Below are 23,434 nucleotides of genomic sequence, written 5' to 3'. Positions count from 1 at the left end.
ATCAGCTGTTGCTTTTAATCAACGATGATTTCAAGGGGCCGGGCCCGGGCCGAAGCGCGTAGAATCGCGGCATCGTGGCCAGGCAGGATGAGCGGATGACGGACCGGTTCCAGGAAATGCGGGTGTTCTCGGCGGTGGTCGAGGCGGGCGGCTTCACGGCGGCGGCGCAGCGTCTCGGGATGTCGAAGGCGGCGGTGTCGCGCCATGTGGCGGAGCTCGAGCAGCGCCTCGGCGTGCGCCTGCTGCACCGGACCACGCGGCGGCTGTCGGCCACCGGCGACGGCGAGATCTTCCATGCGCGCTGCCGCGAACTGCTGGACCGGCTCGACGAGGCCGAAGCCGAAGTCGCCTCCGGCAGCGGGCCGGCCAGCGGCCTGGTGCGGGTCAACGTGCCGCTGAGCTTTGGCGTGCTGCACCTGGCGCCGCTGTGGCCGGTGCTGCTGGCGCGCCATCCGGGGCTGGCGCTCGACGTGACCCTGTCCGACCGGGTCGCCGACCTGGTCGAAGAGGGCTACGACCTGGCGGTGCGGGTCGGCCAGTTGCCCAGTTCCTCGCTGGTGAGCCGGCGCCTGGCCGCCACCCGCCTGGTGCTGTGCGCCGCGCCGGCCTACCTGGCGGCGCGCGGCACGCCGCGCCACCCCGCCGAACTGGCCCGGCACGACGTGATCGCCTACAGCCTGTTCGCGGCCGGCGACCTGTGGACCTTCAGCGGCGCGGCCGGCAGCGAGACCGTGCGGGTGGCGCCGCGCATGCGGGTCAACAACGGCGATACCTGCCGCCTGGCCGCGCTGGCCGGGCAGGGCATCATCCTCCAGCCCAGCTTCATGGTCGGCGCCGACCTGGCCGCGGGCAGGCTGCAGGAACTGCTGCCGGACTGGCGCTCGATCGAGCTGGGCATCCATGCGGTATACCCGTCGCGCAAGTTCCTGGCGCCGAAGGTGAGGGTGCTGGTCGACTTCCTGGTCGAGGCCTTCGCCGACCCGGTCTGGGGCGCATGATTGTTCCAGCGGGTGGAACAGTGTGGCTTCCGCGCGCCTGTTTATCTGTGCGTCGCTTGCCAATATCATGGTGACTGGTGATGCGGCCTTCGCCGCGTCCATGCAGGAGCACACACCATGTCCCGATTACCGACCCTCTTCGTGTCCCACGGCTCGCCCATGCTGGCCTTGCAGGACAGCCCGGCGCGCCGCTTCCTCGACGGCCTGGGCGCTTCGCTGCCGCGGCCGCGGGCGGTGCTGGCCGTGTCGGCGCACTGGGAAACCCTGGGCGCGCCGGCCGTGAGCCTGGCGCCGCGGCCCGCCACCATCCACGATTTCGGCGGCTTTCCGCGCGCCCTGTTCGAGATCCAGTACCCGGCCCCGGGCGCGCCCGAGGTCGCCGAGCGCGCCGCCAGCCTGCTGGAGCAGGCCGGCATGGCGGTGCAGCGCGCGCCGGACCGCGGCCTGGACCACGGTGCCTGGGTGCCGCTGCGCCTGATGTATCCGCAGGCCGACGTGCCGGTGGCCCAGATGTCGATCCTGCACGGCGGCGACCCGGCCGCGCACCTGGCGCTCGGCCAGGCCCTGGCGGCGCTGCGCGAGGAGGGCGTGCTGGTGCTGGCTTCCGGCTCGCTGACCCACAACCTGTACGAGTACCGCGGGCAGGGCGTCGATGCACCGGCGCCCGGCTGGGTGGCGGGCTTCGGCGACTGGATCAAGGCGCGCCTGGATGCTGGCGACAGGGCCGCGCTGCTGGACTACCGCCGCGCCGCGCCCTACGCCGCCCAGAACCACCCCACCGACGAACACCTGCTGCCGCTGTTCGTCGCGCTGGGCGCGGCCGGGCCGCAGGCGCACGCCACCCGCCTGCACGCGAGCGTCGAGCATGGCGTGCTGGCGATGGACGCCTATGCCTTCGATTAGGCCCCAAAGCCCTGCCGCGCATCGCTTTGCGCCCGGTCGATGTAGCATGTGCCGGGCACCCGACGGCCAGACGCGCCGGTAGACACGATGCAGGAAGGCAGCATGCACAAGGATCGATGGCAGCGCGCACGCGCCGTGCTGTCAGAAGAACTGCGGCACCTGAGCACGGTCCAGGCCAGCGACCGGGCCTGGCAGATGCCGTTCGCCGCGGCCCTGTCCTCCGGGCTGCCGCTGCTGGCCGGCGCGGCGCTCGGGCGCCTGGGCGACGCGCTGGTGGCCTCGATCGGCGGCCTGGTGTTCCTCTACCTGCCCGGCACGGCGCTGTCGCGGCGCATGGTGGCGCTGATGGCCTGCGCCTTCGGCATGCTGGCCTGCTACACGCTGGGCGCGGCCAGCGGCCTGTATCGGCCGGCGATCGTGCCCGCCCTGGTGGCCATCACCATCCTGGTGACCATGACCTGCCGCGTGTATGCGCTCGGACCGCCCGGCAGCGTGTTCTTCGTGATGGCGGCGGCGATCGGCGCCTACAGCCCGATCCCGGCGCAGGAGCTGCCGCGCATGGCCGGCCTGTTCGGCTTCGGCTGCCTGCTGGCCTGCGCGGTGGGCTTCTGCTACAGCGTCGCCATGCTCAGGCGCCGTGCGCCCAAGCCGGCGGCGCCGATGCCGGCCTTCAGTTTCGATTACGTGGTGCTGGACGCGGTGGTGATCGGGGTCGCGGTCGGCGTGTCGCTGCTGGTGGCGGATGCCTTGGCGCTGCCCAAGCCCTACTGGGTGCCGGTCAGCTGCCTGGCGGTGATCCAGGGCGTCTCGCTGCGCGCGGTCTGGAACCGCCAGCTGCAGCGCGTGCTCGGCACCTGCGCCGGCGTGGTGCTGTCCTGGGGCCTGCTGTCGCTGCCGCTCACGGCCTGGTCGGTCGCCCTGACCGTGATGCTGCTGACCTTCCTGATCGAGATGCTGGTGGTGCGCCACTACGCGCTGGCCACGACCCTGATCACCCCCTTGACCATCCTGCTGGCCGAAGCGGCCACCCTCGGCCAGGCCTCGGCCGGCGCGCTGGCGCAGGCGCGCCTGCTCGACACGCTGCTGGGGTGCGCGGTCGGCCTGGTGGGCGGATGGTGCCTGCACAATCCGCGCCTGCGCGCCGCCGCCGGCAGGCAGCTGCGCCGCCTGGGTCCGCGCCGCGCGCGCTAGCGGCCGGCTTCACTCGTTCAAACGCGCGCGCGCGAAGCGCCGGAATTCCGCCATCAGCGGGGCCTCGGTGCGGCCCGCCAGGCTCACGCAGGCGAAGCGCGCGCCGGCTTCCAGGGGCGGATCCAGGACCAGCTCGGCCAGGCCGCCGGCGCGCGCGGCCGCCGCCAGGCCCAGAAATATCGCGTCGCTCTGCGCGACCGCCTCGACCAGGCTGGCCATGTCTTCGGACTGCAGGGTGAGCATCCTTTCCGGCATGGCGTCCTGACCATACAGCGTCACCAGCAGGCGCGCCACCTCGCTCGAGAGCGGTGTCGACGCAACCGGCCAGGCCAGCACCTGGGCCAGGGTCACGGACCCGCCTGCCGCCAGCGGATGCGCGGGGCGGCAGGCGAAGCAGGTGCGCAGTTCGCCGATCGGCTCGGCCACCAGGTCGGGGGCCGGCGTGACCCCGCGCGCATCGGCCACCAGGGCGTCGAGCTGGCCGGCGCGCAGCTGCATCAGCTGCAGGTCGAGCGGCCCGCGCGTGATCGCCACCCGCACCTGCGGGTGGCGTTCGCCCATCTGGCGCAGCAGCGGCACGGTGAGCATGGCCGCCGCGCCGGAGCCCAGGCCGATGCGCAGCGCCCCGCCTTCGCCCTGGCGGAAGATGTCGACGCTGCGCTGCAGCTCTTCGACGTCGCGCACCAGGCGGGCGGCGCGCGCCAGCAGTTGCGCGCCCAGCGGCGTGAGTTCGATGCGCTTGCCGATCCGGTCGAACAGGCGCGCGCCCAGGTCTTGTTCGAGCGCCTGGATACTGCGGCTGAGCGCCGATTGGGTGATGAACAGGCGCTCGGCGGCGCGGCTCACCGAGCGGGTGTCTGCCACGGCGAGGAAATGTTCGAGCTGCTTGGTGTTCATGGTCGAGTATTCTGAAAATTCATCGATCGCGCGCAAATAATGCATTGGACGCATCGATGCCCCGATCGTATCATGCTGTCGCCGACTGGGCCGATGAACCACCAAGGCTGGAAGATGAGCTTGCTGCACACGATTTACCTGGTCGCCATTGCGGCCGAGGCTGCCTCCGGCGCCCTGATGGGCATGCGCCGGCGCATGGACCTGTTCGGCCTGTGCGTGGTGGGCACCGTCACTGCGCTGGGCGGCGGCACCATCCGCGACCTGATCCTCGGCCACTACCCGCTGGGCTGGGTGGCCCATCCCGAATACCTCGCCTTCACCGTCGGCGCCGCGATCGTCGCCGCGCTGGCGGCGCGCCGCATGCATCGCCTGAAAACCGTGTTCCTCTGGCTCGACGCCCTGGGGCTGGTGGCGTTCACGGTGATCGGCTGCGACATCGCGGCTTCCACCGGGGCCAAGCTGCCGGTGGTGATCCTGATGGGCATGGCCACCGGCGTGTTCGGCGGCCTGCTGCGCGACATCCTGTGCAACCAGGTGCCGCTGGTGCTGCGGCGCGACCTGTACGCCACCGTCTCGCTGGCCACCGGCATCCTGTACGTCGGCCTGCTGGAAGCCGGCGTGGCGGCGCCGGCGGCCACCGGCGTCGCCATCGGCGCCGGCTTCGCCCTGCGCCTGCTGGCGCTGCGCTACCGGCTGGCGCTGCCGGTGCTGGAAGCCGACACCAGCTCCTTCGACGAAGAAGCGGGCGCGGGCCACTAGCCGTGGGAGCCCCGCCACGCATCGCCGCAGCGCGCGGCCGGCCGTTCTGCGCCAGCCCGGTGCTGGAGCGGCCGCTGCCGGCCTGGCGTTCGCGCCTGGTGCTGGCCGTGCTGTTCGCGGCCTTCGCCGCGCTGGCGCTGCGCGCGGTCTGGCTGCAGCTGCACGCCGACGACTTCCTGCAGGAGCAGGGCGCGATGCGCTACGCCCGCACGCTCGAGCTGCCGGCCTCGCGCGGCCGCATCGTCGCGCGCAACGGCGACGTGCTGGCGCTGTCGCTGCAGGTGCAGGCGGTGGGGGCGGTGCCGGGCGAGGTGCGCCTGGCGGACCCCGGGCGCCTGGATGCGCTGGCGCGGCTGCTCGGCATCGAGCGCGCCGATCTGGACGCCAAGCTCGGCTCGCAGCGCAGCTTCGTCTATCTGAAGCGCCAGGTCGACCAGCGCACCGCCGACACCATCGTGCGGCTCGGCATCCGCGGCATCGAGACGCGCCGCGAGACCCGCCGCCACTACCCGCACGGCAGCCTGGCGGCGCACGTCGTCGGCTTCAACGACGTCCAGGACGCCGGCCAGGAGGGCATGGAGCTGGCGCACCAGGCCAGCCTGGCCGGCAGGGCCGGCAAGCGCCGCGTGATCCGCGACCGCCTGGGACGGGTGGTGGAGGACGCGGGCGCGACCCTGCCGGCGCGCGACGGCAAGGACCTGGTGCTGTCGATCGACCGCCACATCCAGCACATCGCGCGCAGCCACCTGAAGACCGCGCTCGAACTGCACCAGGCCAGCGCCGCCGCCATCGTGGTGCTCGATGTACGGAGCGGCGAGGTGCTGGCGCTGGCCAACCTGCCGGACTACGACCCGAACGCGCGCGCCGGCCTGAGCGGCGCGCAGCTGCGCAACCGGGTCATCACCGACACCTACGAGCCGGGCTCGGTCATCAAGCCCTTCACCATCGCGCTGGCGCTGGAACAGGGCCTGGTCACGCCCGACACCGTCGTCGATACCGCGCCGGGGCGCATCGCGATCGGCCGCGCCGCCATCCGCGACGCCAGCCGGCACGGCGAGCTGACGGTGGCCGAGGTGCTGCAGAAATCCTCGAACGTCGGCACCGTGAAGCTGGCGCTGCAGATGCCGCCGAAGGACTTGTGGTCGCTGCTCACCCAGGTCGGCTTCGGCCAGCCGCCGCAGCTTGGCTTTCCCGGCACGGCCGCCGGCCGCCTGCGCCCGCACGCCGGCTGGAAGCCGATCGAGCACGCCACCATCAGCTTCGGGCACGGCATGTCGACCTCGCTGATGCAGATGGCGCAGTCCTACCTGGTGTTCGCGCGCGACGGCGACATGATCCCGGTGAGCCTGCTCAAGACGCAGGGGCCGCCGGTGTCGCGCCCGGTGCTCTCGCCAGGCACCGCCGGCGCCGTGCGCGCCATGATGGAACGGGCCACCTGGCCCGGCGGCACCGCGCCGCGCGCCCAGGTACCCGGCTACCGGGTGGCGGGCAAGACCAGCACCGCGCACAAGCCCGTGGACGGGCGCTATACCAAGCGCTACATCGCCGGCTTCGTCGGCTTCGCACCGGTGTCGCAGCCGCGCGTGATCGTCGCGGTGATGGTCGACGAGCCGACCGAAGGCGGCTACTTCGGCGGGCGGGTGGCGGCGCCGGTGTTCTCGGCGGTGGTGCGGGACACCCTGCGGATGCTGGACGTCGCGCCGGATGCCGCAGTGGACGAGATCCTGTAGGCGAAAACAGGATACAGTTGAGGCCTGGGCCGATCCCGGGGGCGCAACATGGCACGAAAATCCAAGGAAGACACCGAGAAGACCCGGCTCGCCATCATCGATGCGGCGCGCCGGGTCTTCCTGCGCAGCGGCGTGGCGCGCTCGACCTTCGAGGAGATCGCGGCCGAGGCCGGGGTGACCCGCGGCGCCGTGTATTACCATTTCCAGGACAAGGAAACCCTGTTCTTCGCGATCCGCGAAGACATCCTGGCCTGGCTCGAAGCGCCGGTCGACGACGTGCTGTTTTCGCCCGCCTACGCCGACCCGCTGGACGCGGTCGAAGCCGCGCTGCTGCACTTCTTCCGCCAGCTGCGCGACCACCCGGCGGTGCTGGACACCTTCGACATCATGATGATGCGCTGCGAATACGTGGGCGCCTTCGCCGGGGTGCACGAGGAAGTGTTCCGCCCCGGACGCGAACTGCTCGGCAAGCTCGGGCAGGTGTACGCGCGGGCGGCGCAGGCCGGCACGCTGCGGCCCGGACTGGCGCCGGAGGCCGCGGCCTGGGACACCTGGGCCTTTGCCGACGGCCTGCTGCACCTGATCGTCGGCCAGTCCGAGCCGGGCTTGCTGGACCAGCGGGCGCCGGCCATGGTGCGGGCCCACGTGGCGCTGCGCCGGGCCGCCTTCGCGCCGCCGAACCGGCGCCATCAGGGAAACCCTTACGCCTTGCCCGGATGCTCCGCGGGCGCCCATCGTCCATAATGAAGCTCGTCGGACGCCTGCCTTGTCGAATCGGACACGACGGGCCCGGCCAGAAGGAGATTTGAATGAACCGCCACAGCACACCATCCGCATGGGAGGGCGCCACCCAGGCCGGCGCGCGCAACGGCGGCCGCGGCAAGCGGCGCATCGCCCGCGACCTCGTGGCGCGCGGCCTGCGCCGGCGCCGCGGCCTGACGCGCGCGGTCCTGTCGGGCGGCGCCGCCGCCGCGATCGCCAGCGTCGCCATCCTGTTCGAAGCCGCGCTCTAGCGCCAATGGGGCCAAGGGCGCGCATTTTTCATGGAGGTCAACATGAACAGCCCGATCCATCCCATCGTATCCTCGCACGACCTCGCACGCATCGAGGCGCTGCTCGACGCCATGCCCGCGCGCGTACTGCCGGGCAGGGAGGCCCTGCTCGATGAACTCGACCGCGCCGACGTCCGTCCGCCGCAGGACATGCCGCCGGACGTGGTGACCATGAACTCGACCGTGCGCTTCGCGACCGCCGTGCCGCCCAAGGAATTCTGCCTGAAGCTGGTGTATCCCCAGGATGCCGGCGCCGACGACCGGATCTCGGTGCTGGCGCCGGTCGGCAGCGCGCTGCTGGGCCTGGCGGCTGGCGAGGCCATCGAGTGGCCGCGCCCGCGCGGCGGCACGCTGCGCGTGAACGTCCTCGAAGTCGTCTCGCAACCCGAGCGCGAGGGCGACTTCCTGCGCTGAAGCAGGCCGGGCCACCGCCAGGGCCCGGGCCGTAGTATCATGCGAGCAAACCGATATTCAATACAAAGCCCTGTTCCGACAGGGCTTTGTGTTTTGCATGCCCGTCCCGTTGCCCTCCCGCGCGAATGGCGCTGCCCATCCCATTGTCAGCAGTATTAGGATTCCCCATGGAAATTAAAGTCAACTTCCTCGACAAGCTGCGCCTGGAAGCCAAGTTCGACGACTTCACGGTGATCGCCGACCAGCCGATCCGCTACAAGGGCGACGGCTCGGCGCCCGGCCCCTTCGATTACTTCCTGGCCTCGTCGGCGCTGTGCGCGGCCTATTTCGTGAAGCTGTATTGCGATACCCGCAATATTCCGACCGAGAACATCCGGCTCTCGCAGAACAACATCGTCGATCCGGAAAACCGCTACAAGCAGATCTTCAAGATCCAGGTCGAGCTGCCGCACGATATTTCGGACAAGGACCGCCAGGGCATCCTGCGCTCGATCGAGCGCTGCACCGTCAAGAAGGTCGTGCAGGAAGGGCCGCAATTCGTCATCGAGGAAGTCGAGAACCTGGATGCGGACGCCCAGGCGCTGCTGACCCTGAATCCGGGCGCCGATGCGCTCACCTATATCCCCGGCAAGGACCTGCCGCTGGAGCAGACCATCGCCAACATGTCGGCCATGCTGGCCTCCTGGGGCATCAAGATCGAGATCGCGTCCTGGCGCAACATCGTGCCCAACGTCTGGTCGCTGCACATCCGCGACGCGCATTCGCCGATGTGTTTCACCAACGGCAAGGGCGCGACCAAGGAAAGCGCGCTGGCTTCGGCCCTGGGCGAATACATCGAACGACTGAACAACAACCACTTCTATGCCGGCGTGTTCTGGGGCGAAGATATCGCCAGGGCCGACTTCGTGCATTTCCCGAACGAGCGCTGGTTCCAGCCGGGGCTGGATGATGCGCTGCCCGAAGGCATCCTGGACGCGTACTGCGTGGGCATCTACGATCCGGACGGCGAACTGCGCGGCTCGCACCTGGTCGACACCAATTCGGGCAATGTGGCGCGCGGCATCGTGTCGCTGCCGTTCACGCGCCAGTCGGACGGCGAAACCGTGTACTTCCCCTCGAACCTGGTCGAGAACCTGTATGCCAGCAACGGCATGAGCGCCGGTAACACCCTGGCCGAAGCCCAGGTGCAGTGCCTGTCCGAGATCTTCGAGCGCGCCGTCAAGCGCGAGATCCTGGAAGGCGAACTGGCGCTGCCGGACGTGCCGCAGGAGGTGCTGGCCAAGTACCCCGGCATCCTGGCCGGCATCAAGGGCCTGGAAGAGCAGGGCTTCCCGGTGCTGGTCAAGGACGCCTCGCTGGGCGGCAGCTACCCGGTCATGTGCGTGACCCTGATGAACCCGCGCACCGGCGGCGTGTTCGCCTCCTTCGGCGCGCACCCGAGTTTCGAGGTGGCGCTGGAGCGCAGCCTGACCGAACTGCTGCAGGGGCGCAGCTTCGAGGGCCTGAACGACCTGCCGCAGCCGACCTTCGCCAGCGAAGCTGTGACCGAGCCGTATAACTTCGTCGAGCACTTCATCGATTCCAGCGGCGTGGTCTCGTGGCGCTTCTTCAGCGCCAAGGCGGACTACGATTTCGTCGAGTGGGATTTCTCGGCCCAGGGCAAGGATGCGAACGCCGAGGAAGCCGCGACCCTGCTGGGCATCCTGGCCGACATGGGCAAGGAAGTGTACACCGCGGTGTACGACCAGCTGGGGGCGGTGGCCTGCCGCATCCTGGTGCCGGGTTACTCCGAAATCTATCCGGTCGAAGACCTGGTCTGGGACAATACGAACAAGTCGCTGCTGTTCCGCGAAGACATCCTGAACCTGCACCGCCTGGACGACGCGGCGCTAGAGGCGCTGCTGGAGCGCCTGGAGAACAACGAGCTGGACGAGTATTCCGACATCGCCAGCCTGATCGGCATCGAGTTCGACGAGAACACCGAGTGGGGCCAGCTCACCGTGCTCGAACTGCGCCTGCTGATCAACCTGGCCCTGCAGCGCTTCGAAGACGCCCACGAACTGGTCGGTGCCTTCCTGCAGTACAACGACAACACCGCCGAGCGCCGCCTGTTCTACCAGGCCATGAACGTGGTGCTGGAAGTGGTGCTGGACGACGAGCTGGAGCTCGACGACTACGTCGTCAACTTCCGCCGCATGTACGGCGACGCGCGCATGGACGCGGTGCTGGGGTCGGTGGACGGCAGCGTGCGGTTCCACGGCTTGACGCCGACCAGCATGCGGCTCGAGGGGCTGGAGCGGCACCATCGCCTGATCGACAGCTACCGCAAGCTGCACGCGGCGCGCGCCAGGGCGGCGGCCACGGGCGGCTGAGCCGCTGTTTTCCTGCACAAAGCGCCGAAACGGGCGACAATGGCGGTTTTTCGCTCTTTGCGCTCGTTTCCCATGGCCGATACCGCTTCCATCCCACTGCGCCGTGGCGTCGACATCAATCCGACGCCACTGGCCGTTTCGCTCCTCCTGATCCTGGCCGGCGGCGCCTGGCTGGCGCAGGTCGTCGGCTGGCGCCAGGCCGCGCTGTATGCGGTCGGCGCGCTGCTCGGCATCACGCTCTACCACGCCGCGTTCGGCTTCACCTCGGCCTGGCGCGTGTTCATCGCCGACGGCCGCGGCGCCGGCCTGCGCGCCCAGATGCTGATGCTCGGCGTCGGCGTCCTGCTGTTCTTCCCGGTGCTGTCCAGCGGCACGCTGTTCGGCGCGCCCGTGTCAGGACTGGTGTCGCCGGCCGGCACCTCGGTGATCGTGGGCGCCTTCATCTTCGGCATTGGCATGCAGCTCGGCGGCGGCTGCGCCTCCGGCACCCTGTACACGGTGGGCGGCGGCAGCACGCGCATGCTGGTGACGCTGGCCGCCTTCATCGCCGGCTCGGTGATCGCCACCGCGCACATGCCGTTCTGGAGCGCCCAGCCGCAACTGGCGCCGCTGTCGCTGGTCAAGGCGCTGGGCCTGGCGCCGGCGCTGATCGTGAACCTGGCCGTGTTCGCGCTGATCGCCGCCATCACCGTGGCGGTGGAAAAACGCCGCCACGGCCGCCTGGTGGCCCCGCAGCTGGCGCCGGCCCGCGGCGCGCGCTGGCTGCACGGCCCCTGGCCGCTGGTGGCGGGCGCGCTCGCGCTGGTGCTGCTGAACTTCGCCACCCTGGCGCTGGCCGGCCGTCCCTGGGGCGTGACCTCGGCCTTTGCCCTGTGGGGCGCCAAGACCGCCGCGCTGCTGGGCGTCGACGTGGCCAGCTGGCCCTACTGGTCGACCAAGTCCAACGCCGCCGCGCTCGCCGCGCCCCTGTGGCGCGACGTGACCTCGGTGATGGACATCGGCATCGTGCTGGGCGCGATGCTGGCCGCGGCGCTGGCCGGCCGCTACGCGCCGGTGTGGCGCCTGCCGCTGCGTTCGCTGGTCGCGGCGCTGGTCGGCGGCCTGCTGCTCGGCTACGGCGCGCGCCTGGCCTACGGCTGCAACATCGGCGCCTACTTCAGCGGCATCCTGTCGGGCAGCCTGCACGGCTGGCTGTGGCTGGTCGCCGCCTTTGCCGGCAACGTCTTCGGCACCCGCCTGCGCCCGCTGTTCGGGCTCGAAGTCGAACGGGTGAAGCTCAGTGCGTGCTGAGCGCCTGCCGAGGGGCCGAACGCCGAAACGCTTGAACCGCTGACCGCCAGGGCTTGCGCATCTATCGTATGATGTCCCGATCACGTATGGATGAGGGAGCAGCATGAGCACTGAAAGCAGCCTGGGCGCCGGCAGCGGCGCCGACGACAGCCAACTCCGCGCGGACGCGCTCGACTACCACCGCAGCCCGACGCGCGGCAAGATCGAAGTGGTGGCGACCAAGCCGCTGTCGAACCAGCGCGACCTGTCGCTGGCCTACTCGCCGGGCGTGGCCTATGCCTGCGAGGAGATCGCTCGCGATCCGGCCCTGGCGGCCGAGTACACCTCGCGCGGCAACCTGGTGGCGGTGATCACCAACGGCACCGCCGTGCTAGGCCTGGGCAATATCGGCCCGCTGGCCTCCAAGCCGGTGATGGAAGGCAAGGGCTGCCTGTTCAAGAAATTCGCCGGGGTCGACGTGTTCGACCTGGAACTGGCGGAGAACGATCCGGACAAGCTGGTCGACGCCATCGCCATGCTCGAGCCCACCGTGGGCGGCATCAACCTCGAGGACATCAAGGCGCCCGAATGCTTCTACATCGAGAAGAAGCTGCGCGAGCGCATGAACATCCCGGTCTTCCACGACGACCAGCACGGCACCGCGATCATCTCCAGCGCGGCGCTGCTCAATGCCCTGAAGGTGGTCGGCAAGGACATCGGCGCAATCCGGCTGGCGGCGTCAGGCGCCGGGGCGGCGGCGATCGCCTGCCTCGACATGATGGTGAGCCTGGGCGTGAAGCAGGAAAACATCTTTGTCACCGACTCGAAAGGCGTGATCTGGCAGGGCCGCGACGCCAACATGGAAGCCAACAAGGCCCGCTATGCGCAGGCGACCGATGCGCGCAGCCTGGCCGACATCGTGCGCGGCGCAGACGTGTTCCTGGGCTGCTCGACCGCCGGCGTGCTGAGCGCCGACATGGTCAGGAGCATGGCCGAGCGCCCGGTGATCCTGGCCCTGGCCAACCCGGAACCGGAGATCCGTCCGGAAGTCGCCAAGGCCGCGCGCCCGGACTGCATCGTCGCGACCGGCCGTTCGGATTATCCGAACCAGGTCAACAACGTCCTGTGCTTCCCCTACATCTTCCGCGGCGCGCTGGACTGCGGCGCCACCGGCATCACCGACGAGATGAAACTGGCCTGCGTGGGCGCGATCGCCAGCCTGGCCGAGGCCGAAGCCAACGATGCGGTGGCCGAAGCCTACGCCGGCCAGGACCTGACGTTCGGCCCCGACTACATCATCCCGAAACCCTTCGATCCGCGCCTGATGGCGGCGATCGCCCCGGCCGTGGCCGCGGCGGCGGAACGCTCCGGCGTGGCCACCCGCCCGATCGCCGACATGGACGCCTACCGCGCGCGCCTGGGCGAGATGATCTACCACACCGGCTTCTTCATGAAACCGGTGTTCGCCAAGGCCAGGGCCACGCCGCGCCGCGTGGCCTACGCCGAAGGCGCCGACCAGCGCGTGCTGCGCGCGGTGCAGACCGTGGTCGACGAGGGCCTGGCGAAGCCGGTGCTGGTGGGCAGCGCGGCGGCGGTGGAGGCGGCGGTGAAGCAGTCCGGCCTGCGCCTGCAGCGCGGCGTCGACTACGAACTGGCCGAGGCCGACGGCAGCGGCGACGCGACCCTGCAGGGCGCGCGCCTGCTGCGGTCGGGCGCGGTCGACGCCCTGATCTGCGGCATGGCGGGCAGCTACGACAGCCACCTGGCGCACGTGCGCGACGTGATCGGCACCGCCCCCGGCGCCGGCGCGCTGGCGGCCATGAACGCGCTGGTGCTGGACAAGATGACCCTGTTCATCGCCGACACCTACGTCAACGACGATCCGAGCGCGGAAGAGCTGGCCGCCATCACCCGCCTGGCCGCCACCGAACTGCGCCACTTCGGGCTGGAGCCCAAGGCGGCGCTGCTGTCGCATTCGATCTTCGGTTCGTCCGAACGTCCGTCGGCGCGCAAGATGCGCGCGGCGCGCGAACTGCTGGCGGCCAGCGCGCCGGAACTGGCCCTGATCGGCGAAGTGCACGGCGACGCGGCGCTGTCGGAAGAGATCCGGCGCCTGTACCAGCCGCCTGGCGAGGCAGGTGCGGTGAAGGGCGGCTTTGCCGGCAGCGCCAACCTCCTGGTGATGCCCTCGCTGGACGCCGCGAACATCCTGTTCAACGTCCTCAAGGTGGCGGCCGGCAAGGGCGTCACGGTCGGCCCGATCCTGCTGGGGGCGGCCAAGCCGGTGCACATCCTGAGCCCGAGCGCGACGGTGCGGCGCATCGTCAACATGACGGCGCTGGCGGTGGCGGGAGTGCGCTAGGAAGCAAGGCACGCCGGATCGCTCCGGCGTGCGCGGCGTGCGCTGCGTCAGGCTGCGCGCGCGCCGAGGAAGGCGTGCAGCAGCCGGTTGAAGGCCGCGGCGTGGGTCACGTTCATGCCGTGCGAGGCGCCGGCGATGCTGCGCTTGTCCACGTGGGCGATCCAGCCCGCCAGCCTTTCCACGTTGTCGCGGTACATGCGCGGGCTGCGTGCTCCTTCGATCAGCATGGTCCGGCAGGCGATGGCGGCGGCGCCGGCGCGGGTGTAGCCCGGCAGCGGGTCGTGGAACTGCTTCGGCAGCGTGGACGCGTTGGCGATCGCCATGCCGCGGAAGGATGCAGGGCTCTTGCGCCAGATGCCGGGCATGCTGACCGAATCGACGAAGCGCTCCAGTCCGGCGTCGAGCTCGCCGGCGGCGATCAGCGCCGCCACGTCGGCGCGCAGAGCCTCCTGCGCCGGCGCCAGGGCGGGCGCGGCGGCGTCTTCCGTATGCAGCGGGCCGGCCGGGTCGGCCAGGGTCAGGGTCTTCACCAGGGCGGGATAATCGCGCGCCAGGTGGAAGGCGACGCTGGCGCCGCGCGAGTGACCCACCAGGTGCACCGGCCCCAATTGCATGGCCGCGATGAATTCGGCCAGTTCCGCCACGTGGCTCTCCCAGCTGAAGCGGCCGTGCGGCGCCGGGTCGGCCGCCGGCCAGTAGTGGCTGAGGCTCACCGACACGCAGTGGAAGTGCTGCGACAGCACCTGCGTCTGGCCGTTCCAGTAGCGGTAGTCGCACAGCGAGCCGTGCACGAACAGCAGCGGCTCGCCGGCGCCGGTGGCCACGTAGGGGATGCAGGCGCCGCCGGGGAGGGCGGCAAAGCACAGGTCGGGTTCTGCGAAGAGGCGGGGATCAGCGGCGGCGTTCATGTCTAACTCCTTTGCCGCTACTATGCCCGATGGCGAGGATTAAGAAAATCGCATAATATTGAAGGCATCTATCAACTTTTCTGATGCATCACCTGTATCGGCGCCGCGTGAAAGCACTCGACCTGGATGTCCTGGCCATGATGGTGGCGGTGGCCGATACCGGCAGCATCAGCCGCGCCGCGCAAGTCGTGCACCGTTCGCAGTCGGCGGTGAGCATGCAGATCAAGAGCCTGGAAACCGCGCTCGGCAAGCCGCTGTTCGTGCGCCGCTCGCGCAGCGTGACGCCGACCCAGGACGGCGAGGTGCTGCTGAGCTACGCGCGGCGCATGCTGGCCCTGCGCGACGAGGCCTGGGCCGCCGTGGTGCGCCCGGACGTCACGGGGCGCGTGGTGCTGGGCGTGCCGGACGATTACGCCTCGTCGCTGCTGCCGCCCATCCTCAAGAAGTTTTCCGCCACCTACCCGAAAGTGGAGATCCAGGTGGTCGGCCTGCCCAGCGTGGCGCTGGCGCCGATGGTGAAGGACGGTTCCGTCGACCTGGTGTGCGCCACGCGCGTCAAGGGCCTGGCGGGGGAGTTCGTGCGCTTCGAGCCGATGGTGTGGGCGGCGGCGCCCAGCGCCCACGAGATCTGGGCCGAGCGGCCGCTGCCGATCGCGGTGTTCCTGCCCGGCAGCGTGGCGCGCGAAAACGCGATCCGCAGCCTGGAGCGGGCCGGCATCCCTTACCGCACCTCGTACGAGAGCCCCAGCCTGATGGGCTTGCTCAGCATGGTCGAGGCGGGCCTGGCGCTCGTGCCGCTGGCGCGCTGCGCGGTGCCGGCCCACCTGAGCGTGCTGGGCGCGGCGCAGGGCTTGCCGGACATCGATGCGCTCGAGGTCATCCTGGCGCGCAGCAGCATGTCGCGGCGCCCGCCCTGCGACTTCATGGCCGAGAGCATCATGTCGGAGCTGCGGCGCTAGCGGCGGGCTTGCTCCTTGCAGATATACGTATTTCGTATCACGGTGATGTGAAATGGCAATTGGATTTATTTCTGTGGGGCGGGTAGACTGGTTTCTTGCCAGCCGCACCAACACGAAAGGAACCAGCATGCACACCGCTACCATCGCCGATGTCGTCCGTCCCGAAGCGCCGCAGGCCTTCCGCTTTTTCTCTCCCGCTTTCCGCGCCAGGCTGCGCCGCGCCTTCGAACTGCTGGCGATGCCCTACATGGTGATGGGTTCGCGCTACCTGTAAGAACCTGTCCCGGTAGGGAATGAGTCGCTTCCGGCATCTTCCCGCTTTCTGCCAAGGTCCCCGCGTTCGCCGAACCCGGGGACCTTGTCATTGGGGGGAACGCAGCGCAGGCCCTGATGACTTTGCGAGGTGCGCCGGCCCGTTCCTTGGGACATAATGGGGTGTCATCCAAGGAGAAGCCAAGTGCGCGACGCGATCATCATCGGTGGCGGCCATAACGGCCTGGTATGCGCTTTTTACCTGGCCCGCGCCGGACTGAAGGTGACGGTGCTGGAGCGGCGCGGGGTGGTCGGCGGCGCCGCCGTCACCGAGGAATTCCACCCAGGGTTTCGGAACTCGGTGGCCGCCTACACGGTCTCGCTGCTCAACCCCAGGGTGATCCAGGACATGCAGCTGGCGGCGCACGGCCTGCGCATCGTCGAGCGTCCGCTGTCCAACTTCCTGCCCCTCGACGACGGCCGCTACCTGAAGCTCGGCGCCGGCAAGACCGCGCAGGAAGTCGCCCGGTTCTCGGCGCGCGACGCCGAACGCCTCGATGCCTACCACCGCCACCTGGACGCCGCCGCCGACCTGCTGCGCGAGCTGGTGCTGCAGACCCCGCCCAACCGGGTCGAGGGCAGCTGGCTCGGCGCGCTGCCCGAGCTGATCAAGGCCGGCAAGCTCGGCAACCGCGTGCGCGGCCTGTCGCTGGCCGCCCAGCGCGAACTGCTCGACCTGTTCACCAAGTCGGCCGGCGACTACCTCGACGGCTGGTTCGAGAGCGCGCCGATCAAGGCCGCCTATGGCTTCGACAGTGTGGTGGGCAACTACGCCAGTCCCTACAGCCCCGGCTCGGCCTACGTGCTGCTGCACCACGTGTTCGGCGAGGTCAACGGCAAGAAGGGCGCCTGGGGACACGCCATCGGCGGCATGGGCGCCATCACCCAGGCGATGGCCAGGGCGGCCGCGGCGCTGGGCGTGGAGATCCGCACCGATTGCGAGATCGAAGAGGTGCTGCTGGACCAGGGCCGTGCCTGCGGCGTCGTCACCGCCAGGGGCGAGCGGGTCGACGCCCGCGTGGTGGTCTCGAACCTGAATCCGCGCCTGCTCTACACCCGGCTGGTCGACCCCGGCGCGTTGCCCGAGGATTTCCTGCGCCGCATGCAGGCCTGGCGCTGCGGCTCCGGCACCTTCCGCATGAACGTGGCCCTGTCCGAACTGCCCGATTTCACCTGCCTGCCCGGCAAGCAGGCGGCCGAGCACCACGGCAGCGGCATCATCATCGCCCCCAGCCTGCAGTACATGGAACGCGCCTACCACGATGCGCGCGCCCATGGCTGGTCGCGCGAACCGATCGTCGAGCTCCTGATCCCGTCCACGCTCGATCCGGGCCTGGCCCCGCCCGGCAGGCACGTGGCCAGCCTGTTCTGCCAGCACGTGGCGCCCCAGCTGCCCGACGGCGCGAGCTGGGACACCCACCGCGAGCACGTGGCCGACCTGATGATCGACACCGTCGACCGTTACGCCCCCAACTTCAGGCGCGCCGTGCTCGGGCGCCAGATCATGAGCCCGCTCGACCTGGAGCGCACGTTCGGCCTGGTGGGCGGCGACATCTTCCACGGCGCGCTCGGGCTCGACCAGCTGTTCGCGGCGCGCCCGATGCTGGGCCATGCCGATTACCGCGGCCCGATCGCCGGCCTGTACACCTGCGGATCGGGCGCCCACCCCGGCGGCGGCGTCACCGGCGCGCCGGGCCACAATGCGGCGCGCGAAGTGCTGCGCGACTTCGCGCGCCGATCCAGGCCGCGCCGCGCAGCCTGAGGCAGCCCTTGAATGCGGCCTTGCCATGCCCTACCATGGCGGCCATGAACAATCTCATGCAACCCCAGTGCATCTGGGACGCGGGCGCCCACCTGGGCGAAGGCGCACTCTGGCACGCGGCCGCGCGCGCGGTGTATTTCGTCGACATCAAGGGCCGCCGCATCCACCGCTGCGCGCCGGACGGCGGCGATCGGCGCAGCTGGGAGGCGCCTGGCCAGCCCGGCTTCGTCGTGCCCAGCGCCGACGGCGGCCTGGTCTGCGCACTCGAGGATGGGCTGTACCGGTTCGACGAGGCGAGCGGCGCGTTCACGCCGCTGCACAAGGTCGAGGCCGAGCTGCCGGGCAACCGCTTCAACGACGGCTACGTGGACGCCGGCGGCAACCTGTGGTTCGGCTCGATGGACGATGCGCAGGCGCAGCCCAGCGGCGCGCTGTACCGGCTCGGCCGCGACGGCGAGCTGGCGCGCGCCGACGCCGGCTACGTGATCACCAACGGCCCCGCCATCAGCCCGGACGGCCGCACCCTGTACCACACCGACACGCCGCTGCGGCGCGTGTATGCCTTCGCGCTGCGTCCCGACGGCAGCCTGGCCGGCAAGCGGGTGTTCCTGCAACTGCCCGAAGGCAGCCGGCCGGACGGCATGGCGGTCGACTGCGAAGGCCACCTGTGGATCGCGCTGTTCGGCGCCGGCCGCGTCGAGCGCTACACGGCGGCGGGACGGCTGGTGGACAGCGTCCGCTTCCCGTGCACCAACATCACCAAGCTGGCCTTTGGCGGCGCCGACCTGCGCACCGCCTACGTCACCACGGCCTGGAAGGGCCTGTCGCCGGCACAGCGCGCCGGGCAGCCGCTGGCCGGCGGCCTGTTCGCCTTCCGCGTCGAGACGCCCGGCCTGCCGCCCAATGTCCTTGCGCTCGTCTGAATGCGCTTGGGTTCTTAATGCAGGTAGATGAATTCGTTGCCGACCCGGTGCCGCCAGGTCTGGATCAGCTCGCGATAGGCTTCGCCCACCGGCCGCACCCGCCGCTGCAGGTCGCATAGGCCGTACTGGTTGACGTTGCCGGCATCATTGGTGAGCGCGCTGTCCCAGTCGACCTGGTCGACCAGGCTGTACCAGGTGAAGCCGAGGATCGGCACCCCGTCGGTCTTCAGGCGCACCAGGTTCGACCATTGCTTCTCGAGCCAGGCGCGCCCGTCCTTTTCGCCGTTGCCGCTGTCGCGGTTGTTGGTCTCGGTGTGCATCACCGGGATGCGGTAGCGGTGGTAGTACTGCTGGGTGATCACGTAGTAGCCGAACAGCTCGCAGGCCGAGGTGGAGCCGTCCGGATGGATCAGGTGCTCGTTGGTGGCGTAGTAGTCGTTGCCCATGATGCAGACCGGCTTGACGCTGCGGTTCAGGAAGAAGTGATAGTCCTTGCGCGTCATGCCGTGGTCGAACAGGTATTCGTACATGCGGCCGCTGACGTCGTGCCCGTAGGTGAGGTCGAGCGCCAGGAAGCGCAGTTCGTTCATGTGGCGCGCCGCTTCCATCGCATCGGGACCGCAGGGGTGGAAGTACTCGGACGATTCGCTCTGGATGAACTTGGCGTCCGGCCGCGCCATCATGATCGCCTCGGTGGCCAGGATGTTGGCGCGCGCCAGGTTGCGGATCGCGGTGACGAAGGCGCGCTCGGAGCGCAGGCGCTCGTTCCACATGCCTTCGTGGGCCGAGAACTTGGCGGTGATGTAGATCTCGTTGATCGGCGTGTACAGGTCGACCCAGGGATAGCGCCGCGCGAAGGCATCGGCGTATTCGGTGAAATATGGCACGAAGTCGGGATTCTGGAAGTTGCCCAGCCAGTCGGGCAGGCCGAAATGGCACAGGTCGACGATCGGCTTGATGCCGAGGCGGCGGATCTCCGCGAACACCTCGTCGGTGAAGTCCCAGTCGTAGCGGCCGGGCGCCGCATGGACCCGGTAGTAGGGCGGCCCGTAGCGCAGGGCGTCGATGCCGAGTTCCTTGACCAGGGCCAGGTCTTCCTTCCAGTGCCGGTAGTGGCCGGTCTTTTCCATTTCGTCGACGCGCAGGTCGGCGCCGTCGCGCCCGGAGACGACCGGATAGCTGCCTTCGATACCGGTCGCAAACAAGAAGCTGTGCATGGTGTGCTCCGTTTCGCCGGGCACCGTCAGGGCGCACCGGCAGCTTCATCATCCTGCCAATCCCGGAGCCATGCAAGCCGAAAGCGGCGGCATTTGTATCGAATTGTGTCCTTGAGGCGCCGGCGCAACGCTCGCCGCGCGGCGCTCCCCGGCGGCGCGTTTCAGTCCGCCAACAGCGCCTCGATCTGCGCGCTTTCGGCGTCTTCCATGCCGGGCATCGCCGCCGCCCGCAGCGCTTCCAGTACCTGCCCGGGCTTGCTGGCGCCGATCAGCGCCGAGCTGACCGACGGCTGGCGCAGCACCCAGCGCAGGGCGAGCTGGGCCAGCGATTGGCCGCGCTCGAGGGCAAAGGCGTGCAGGCCTGCCGCGCTGCGCAGGCGCGCCTCGGTCAGGTGTTCGCGGCGCAGGAAACCGACGCCGCCCGCCACCCGCGAATCGCCGGGCAACTGCCCGCCGAGGTAGCGGTCGGTGAGCAGGCCCTGCGCCAGCGGCGAAAAGGCGACGCCGCCGATGCCTTCCTGCGCCAGCACCGGCAGCAAGTCGGACTCCGCCTGGCGCGTGAACATGTTGTAGCGCGACTGGTTCACGATGCAGGGCGTGCCCAGCCGGCGCAGCTCGGCCGCGGCCTGGCGCGTCTGCTCGCCGTTGTAGTTGGAGACGCCGACGTAGAGGGCGCGCCCGCTGCGCACGATGTGGTCGAGCGCGGCCATGGTCTCTTCGATCGGCGTGGCCGGGTCGGGACGGTGGTGGTAGAAGATGTCGACGTAGTCGAGCCCCATGCGCTTCAGGCTCTGGTCGAGGCTGGCGACCAGGTATTTGCGGCTGCCCCAGTCGCCGTAGGGGCCCGGCCACATGGTGTAGCCGGCCTTGGTGCTGACCACGATCTCGTCGCGGTAGGGCCGCAGGTCGAGTTCCAGCAGGCGCCCGAAGCTGCTTTCCGCGGAGCCCGGCGGCGGGCCGTAGTTGTTGGCCAGGTCGAAGTGGGTGATACCGTGGTCGAAGGCGGTGCGGACGATCTCGCGCCGGCGCGCCGGGTCGTCGCCGTCGCCGAAATTGTGCCATAGCCCGAGCGAGACGGCGGGCAGGCGCAGCCCGCTGCGGCCGCAGCGGCGGTAGGGCAGCGTCGCGTAGCGCCCGGCGGCGGCCTGCCAGCTCATGCGTCGACGAGGCCGGCGCCGGCGGCGGCGCGGCACACGTAGACGCTCGCGCGCTGCCCGTTCGGGGCCGTGTAGGCCTGCTGCACGGCGGCGCCGGCGGCCTCCACCAGTTCGCGCGGCACCAGCGCCACCACGCAGCCGCCGAAGCCGCCGCCGGTCATGCGCACCCCGCCGGCCGCGCCGATCGCCGCCTTGACGATCTCCACCAGCTGGTCGATGGCCGGCACGGTGATCTCGAAATCGTCGCGCATCGAGGCGTGCGAGGCTTCCATCAGCTCGCCCATGCGCGCCAGGTCGCCGGCCGCCAGGGCCTGGGCGGCGGCGGCCACGCGGGCGTTCTCGGTGACCACGTGGCGCGCGCGCCGCAGCACGGTCGGGTCGAGTTCCGCGGCGCGCGCTTCCAGTGTCGCCAGGTCGAGGTCGCGCAGGGCCGGCAGGCCGAAGTGGCGCGCCGCCGCTTCGCACTGGGCGCGGCGGGTGTTGTATTCGCTGTCGACCAGGCCGCGCGAGACGTGCGAGTGGAAGATCATGATGGCGGCGCCGGGCGGCATCGGCACCGGCTCGACCGCCAGCGAACGGCAGTCTATCTTCAGGACGTGGTCCTGGACGCCGCAGGCGGAGCTGATCTGGTCCATGTTGCCGCACTTGCAGCCGACGAAGTCGTTCTCGGCGGCCTGGGCGACCAGGGCCATGTCGACCGGGCCCAGGGCCTCGAAACCGGGCAGGGTGGCGAACAGCCGGCACACCGCCACCGACAGCGAGGCCGAGGACGACAGGCCGGCGCCTTGCGGAACGTCGCCCGAGATGGCCAGGTCCATGCCCTGCACCGGCAGGCCGCGCTGCAGCAGCTCGCGCACCACGCCACGCACGTAGTTGGCCCACATCGGCTCGGCCAGGCGTTCGATCGGCGCGTCCAGCGCGTAGTCGTCGATCGCGCCGTCGTAGTCGGCCGCCGCCACCCGCACCCGGCGGTCGGCGCGCGGGCGCGCCACGATCACGGTGCGGTAGTCGATGGCGCAGGGCAGCACCAGGCCGTCGTTGTAGTCGGTGTGTTCGCCGATCAGGTTGACCCGGCCGGGCGCCTGGACCCGGATCGTTGGCGGCTGGCCGAAGGCGGCCTGGAAAACGGCGGCCGCGCGGGCCAGTGGGGTGTCGTTCATCGTGCTCTCAGGTGGACTGGGGTGTGGTAGCGGTATTGGCGGATGCGGCGGCTTTCAGGTAATGGACCTCGGATTGCGCCCGCAGCTGGGCGGCGGCCTGCTCCGCGGTCAGGTCGCGCTGGGCCTCGGCCAGCATCTCGAAGCCGACCATGAACTTGCGCACCGAGGCCGAGCGCAGCAGCGGCGGGTAGAAGTGCGCGTGCAGCTGCCATGGCGTCGCATCGTCGTCGGAATACGGCGCGCCGTGCCAGCCCATCGAGTAGGGGAAGGAGGTCTGGAACAGGTTGTCGTAGCGGGTCGTCAGGCGCTGCAGGGCCAGGGCCAGGTCGCTGCGCTGCGCCTCGTTCAGGTCTTCCAGCCGCTTGACGGCGAAGCGCGGCAGCAGCAGGGTCTCGAAGGGCCAGGCGGCCCAGTAGGGGACCACGGCCAGCCAGTGTTCGGTTTCCACCACCACGCGCTCGCCGGCGGCGGCTTCGCGTTCGACGTAGTCGAGCAGCAGCGGCCGGCCGGTGTCGGCGAAGTACTCGCGCTGGCGGCGGTCTTCGATCGCCGGCAGGTCGGGCAGGAAGCTGGTCGCCCAGATCTGGCCGTGCGGGTGCGGATTGGAGCAGCCCATCACCGCGCCCTTGTTCTCGAAGACCTGCACCCAGCGGTGGCTGGCGCCGAGTTCGGCCGACTGGGCGCACCAGGTGTCGACCACGCCCGTGATCGCGTCCACGCTCAGCAGCGGCAGCGACTTGCTGTGGTCCGGCGAAAAGCAGATGACGCGGCTGGTGCCGCGCGCGCTCATGGTCTGGAACAAGGGGTCGGCACCAGGGACGGCTTCCGGCGTGTCGTCCATCAGGGCGGCGAAATCGTTGGTGAACACATAGGTGCCGGTGTAGTCCGGATTCTTTTCGCCGTTGACGCGCGTATTGCCGGCGCACAGGTAGCAGCTGGGATCGTGCGCGGGCTTGGCTTCGCGGTCGACGGCTTCCTGCTGCCCCTGCCAGGGGCGCTTGGCGCGGTGCGGCGACACCAGTACCCAGTCGCCCATGAGCGGGTTGTAGCGGCGGTGCGGATGGTCGGTGGGATTGAACATCGAAGGCC

The 23,434-nt window shown here is 70.1% G+C and carries 21 protein-coding genes; 15 read left to right on the top strand and 6 right to left on the bottom strand.

Going from position 1 to position 23,434, the window contains the following annotated elements; genetic code table 11:
- The first annotated feature begins 95 nt into the window (after window positions 1–95).
- The 3 genes from AB3347_RS10785 to AB3347_RS10775 all read left to right on the top strand — a co-directional run bounded on the left by AB3347_RS10785 (window position 96) and on the right by AB3347_RS10775 (window position 3,092).
- A complete protein-coding gene (locus AB3347_RS10785) occupies window positions 96–998 on the top strand; it encodes a LysR family transcriptional regulator (protein ID WP_369091795.1) in 903 nt (300 codons plus the stop codon).
- 117 nt (window positions 999–1,115) lie between these two features.
- Window positions 1,116–1,901: a dioxygenase gene (locus tag AB3347_RS10780; protein WP_369091794.1), complete on the top strand. Its 786-nt coding sequence runs from the start codon at window positions 1,116–1,118 to the stop codon at window positions 1,899–1,901.
- A gap of 102 nt (window positions 1,902–2,003) precedes the next feature.
- Entirely contained in the window at window positions 2,004–3,092 is a 1,089-nt protein-coding gene (locus AB3347_RS10775; RefSeq protein WP_369091793.1) for an FUSC family protein, read from the top strand.
- 9 nt (window positions 3,093–3,101) lie between these two features.
- On the opposite strand, the gene AB3347_RS10770 is transcribed toward AB3347_RS10775, so the two are convergent.
- Entirely contained in the window at window positions 3,102–3,989 is an 888-nt protein-coding gene (locus AB3347_RS10770; protein ID WP_369091792.1) for a LysR family transcriptional regulator, read from the bottom strand.
- A 123-nt stretch (window positions 3,990–4,112) separates the two neighbouring features.
- Here AB3347_RS10770 and AB3347_RS10765 point away from each other — a divergent pair, with 123 nt between their 5' ends.
- The 8 genes from AB3347_RS10765 (at window position 4,113) to AB3347_RS10730 (ending at window position 13,947) form a co-directional block, all read left to right on the top strand.
- Window positions 4,113–4,748, top strand: a complete 636-nt coding sequence (locus AB3347_RS10765; RefSeq protein WP_369091922.1) for a trimeric intracellular cation channel family protein — start codon at window positions 4,113–4,115, stop codon at window positions 4,746–4,748.
- A gap of 2 nt (window positions 4,749–4,750) precedes the next feature.
- Window positions 4,751–6,478, top strand: a complete 1,728-nt coding sequence (locus AB3347_RS10760) for a peptidoglycan D,D-transpeptidase FtsI family protein (RefSeq protein WP_369091791.1) — start codon at window positions 4,751–4,753, stop codon at window positions 6,476–6,478.
- A 48-nt stretch (window positions 6,479–6,526) separates the two neighbouring features.
- Window positions 6,527–7,222 carry a TetR family transcriptional regulator gene (locus AB3347_RS10755; RefSeq protein ID WP_369091790.1) on the top strand — a complete coding sequence of 232 codons (696 nt, stop codon included), beginning with the start codon at window positions 6,527–6,529 and terminating at the stop codon, window positions 7,220–7,222.
- A gap of 65 nt (window positions 7,223–7,287) precedes the next feature.
- Window positions 7,288–7,491, top strand: a complete 204-nt coding sequence (locus AB3347_RS10750) for a hypothetical protein (RefSeq protein WP_369091789.1) — start codon at window positions 7,288–7,290, stop codon at window positions 7,489–7,491.
- Window positions 7,492–7,533: 42 nt separating this feature from the next.
- On the top strand, window positions 7,534–7,944 hold the full coding sequence (gene rnk / locus AB3347_RS10745) for a nucleoside diphosphate kinase regulator (protein ID WP_369091788.1): 411 nt from the start codon (window positions 7,534–7,536) through the stop codon (window positions 7,942–7,944).
- 167 nt (window positions 7,945–8,111) lie between these two features.
- Window positions 8,112–10,316, top strand: coding sequence for an OsmC domain/YcaO domain-containing protein (locus AB3347_RS10740; protein ID WP_369091787.1), 2,205 nt, complete (start codon window positions 8,112–8,114; stop codon window positions 10,314–10,316).
- Window positions 10,317–10,388: 72 nt separating this feature from the next.
- Window positions 10,389–11,606 (top strand): YeeE/YedE family protein, encoded by a 1,218-nt coding sequence (locus AB3347_RS10735; RefSeq protein WP_369091786.1) that lies wholly within the window; start codon window positions 10,389–10,391, stop codon window positions 11,604–11,606.
- Between the two features lie 103 nt (window positions 11,607–11,709).
- Window positions 11,710–13,947: an NADP-dependent malic enzyme gene (locus AB3347_RS10730; protein WP_369091785.1), complete on the top strand. Its 2,238-nt coding sequence runs from the start codon at window positions 11,710–11,712 to the stop codon at window positions 13,945–13,947.
- Window positions 13,948–13,994: 47 nt separating this feature from the next.
- Here AB3347_RS10730 and AB3347_RS10725 read toward each other — a convergent pair whose 3' ends face one another.
- Window positions 13,995–14,855, bottom strand: coding sequence for an alpha/beta fold hydrolase (locus tag AB3347_RS10725; protein ID WP_369091784.1), 861 nt, complete (start codon window positions 14,853–14,855; stop codon window positions 13,995–13,997).
- Window positions 14,856–14,992: 137 nt separating this feature from the next.
- Here AB3347_RS10725 and AB3347_RS10720 point away from each other — a divergent pair, with 137 nt between their 5' ends.
- From AB3347_RS10720 to AB3347_RS10705, 4 genes are all read left to right on the top strand, one after another.
- Complete coding sequence (locus tag AB3347_RS10720; RefSeq protein ID WP_369091921.1) at window positions 14,993–15,814, top strand: LysR substrate-binding domain-containing protein; 822 nt, start codon at window positions 14,993–14,995, stop codon at window positions 15,812–15,814.
- 127 nt (window positions 15,815–15,941) lie between these two features.
- Window positions 15,942–16,088, top strand: coding sequence for a hypothetical protein (locus AB3347_RS10715; protein ID WP_369091783.1), 147 nt, complete (start codon window positions 15,942–15,944; stop codon window positions 16,086–16,088).
- A gap of 183 nt (window positions 16,089–16,271) precedes the next feature.
- Window positions 16,272–17,888 (top strand): phytoene desaturase family protein, encoded by a 1,617-nt coding sequence (locus tag AB3347_RS10710; RefSeq protein WP_369091782.1) that lies wholly within the window; start codon window positions 16,272–16,274, stop codon window positions 17,886–17,888.
- Window positions 17,889–17,932: 44 nt separating this feature from the next.
- Window positions 17,933–18,811: an SMP-30/gluconolactonase/LRE family protein gene (locus tag AB3347_RS10705; protein ID WP_369091781.1), complete on the top strand. Its 879-nt coding sequence runs from the start codon at window positions 17,933–17,935 to the stop codon at window positions 18,809–18,811.
- Window positions 18,812–18,825: 14 nt separating this feature from the next.
- On the opposite strand, the gene AB3347_RS10700 is transcribed toward AB3347_RS10705, so the two are convergent.
- The 4 genes from AB3347_RS10700 to AB3347_RS10685 form a co-directional block, all read right to left on the bottom strand.
- The gene (locus tag AB3347_RS10700) at window positions 18,826–20,028 is read right to left on the bottom strand and encodes a family 1 glycosylhydrolase (protein ID WP_369091780.1); all 1,203 of its coding nucleotides are present in this window, start codon (window positions 20,026–20,028) and stop codon (window positions 18,826–18,828) included.
- A gap of 161 nt (window positions 20,029–20,189) precedes the next feature.
- Window positions 20,190–21,185 (bottom strand): aldo/keto reductase, encoded by a 996-nt coding sequence (locus tag AB3347_RS10695; RefSeq protein ID WP_369091779.1) that lies wholly within the window; start codon window positions 21,183–21,185, stop codon window positions 20,190–20,192.
- The gene (gene galK, locus AB3347_RS10690; RefSeq protein ID WP_369091778.1) at window positions 21,182–22,345 is read right to left on the bottom strand and encodes a galactokinase; all 1,164 of its coding nucleotides are present in this window, start codon (window positions 22,343–22,345) and stop codon (window positions 21,182–21,184) included. The genes AB3347_RS10695 and galK overlap by 4 nt, the downstream gene beginning before the upstream one ends.
- Window positions 22,346–22,352: 7 nt before the next feature.
- Window positions 22,353–23,426, bottom strand: a complete 1,074-nt coding sequence (locus AB3347_RS10685) for a UDP-glucose--hexose-1-phosphate uridylyltransferase (protein WP_369091777.1) — start codon at window positions 23,424–23,426, stop codon at window positions 22,353–22,355.
- Between the last annotated feature and the right edge of the window lie 8 nt (window positions 23,427–23,434).

It is taken from the genome of Massilia sp. X63 (genome assembly GCF_041023745.1).
Classification (GTDB): Bacteria; Pseudomonadota; Gammaproteobacteria; order Burkholderiales; family Burkholderiaceae_D; genus Telluria.
The sequence above is the reverse complement of the archived record's forward strand: the minus strand, read 5'-3'. Positions and strand labels throughout refer to the sequence as shown.

Excerpts from the sequence above, each read along its gene's own strand:
- AB3347_RS10730 (WP_369091785.1), top strand. The coding sequence starts at position 11,710 with ATGAGCACTGAAAGCAGCCTGGGCGCCGGCAGCGGCGCCGACGACAGC.
- AB3347_RS10700 (WP_369091780.1), bottom strand. The coding sequence starts at position 20,028 with ATGCACAGCTTCTTGTTTGCGACCGGTATCGAAGGCAGCTATCCGGTC.
- AB3347_RS10725 (WP_369091784.1), bottom strand. The coding sequence starts at position 14,855 with ATGAACGCCGCCGCTGATCCCCGCCTCTTCGCAGAACCCGACCTGTGC.
- AB3347_RS10750 (WP_369091789.1), top strand. The coding sequence starts at position 7,288 with ATGAACCGCCACAGCACACCATCCGCATGGGAGGGCGCCACCCAGGCC.
- AB3347_RS10695 (WP_369091779.1), bottom strand. The coding sequence starts at position 21,185 with ATGAGCTGGCAGGCCGCCGCCGGGCGCTACGCGACGCTGCCCTACCGC.
- AB3347_RS10705 (WP_369091781.1), top strand. The coding sequence starts at position 17,933 with ATGAACAATCTCATGCAACCCCAGTGCATCTGGGACGCGGGCGCCCAC.
- AB3347_RS10770 (WP_369091792.1), bottom strand. The coding sequence starts at position 3,989 with ATGAACACCAAGCAGCTCGAACATTTCCTCGCCGTGGCAGACACCCGC.
- AB3347_RS10715 (WP_369091783.1), top strand. The coding sequence starts at position 15,942 with ATGCACACCGCTACCATCGCCGATGTCGTCCGTCCCGAAGCGCCGCAG.
- AB3347_RS10775 (WP_369091793.1), top strand. The coding sequence starts at position 2,004 with ATGCACAAGGATCGATGGCAGCGCGCACGCGCCGTGCTGTCAGAAGAA.
- AB3347_RS10720 (WP_369091921.1), top strand. The coding sequence starts at position 14,993 with ATGATGGTGGCGGTGGCCGATACCGGCAGCATCAGCCGCGCCGCGCAA.
- galK (WP_369091778.1), bottom strand. The coding sequence starts at position 22,345 with ATGAACGACACCCCACTGGCCCGCGCGGCCGCCGTTTTCCAGGCCGCC.
- AB3347_RS10735 (WP_369091786.1), top strand. The coding sequence starts at position 10,389 with ATGGCCGATACCGCTTCCATCCCACTGCGCCGTGGCGTCGACATCAAT.
- rnk (WP_369091788.1), top strand. The coding sequence starts at position 7,534 with ATGAACAGCCCGATCCATCCCATCGTATCCTCGCACGACCTCGCACGC.
- AB3347_RS10785 (WP_369091795.1), top strand. The coding sequence starts at position 96 with ATGACGGACCGGTTCCAGGAAATGCGGGTGTTCTCGGCGGTGGTCGAG.
- AB3347_RS10740 (WP_369091787.1), top strand. The coding sequence starts at position 8,112 with ATGGAAATTAAAGTCAACTTCCTCGACAAGCTGCGCCTGGAAGCCAAG.
- AB3347_RS10755 (WP_369091790.1), top strand. The coding sequence starts at position 6,527 with ATGGCACGAAAATCCAAGGAAGACACCGAGAAGACCCGGCTCGCCATC.
- AB3347_RS10780 (WP_369091794.1), top strand. The coding sequence starts at position 1,116 with ATGTCCCGATTACCGACCCTCTTCGTGTCCCACGGCTCGCCCATGCTG.
- AB3347_RS10685 (WP_369091777.1), bottom strand. The coding sequence starts at position 23,426 with ATGTTCAATCCCACCGACCATCCGCACCGCCGCTACAACCCGCTCATG.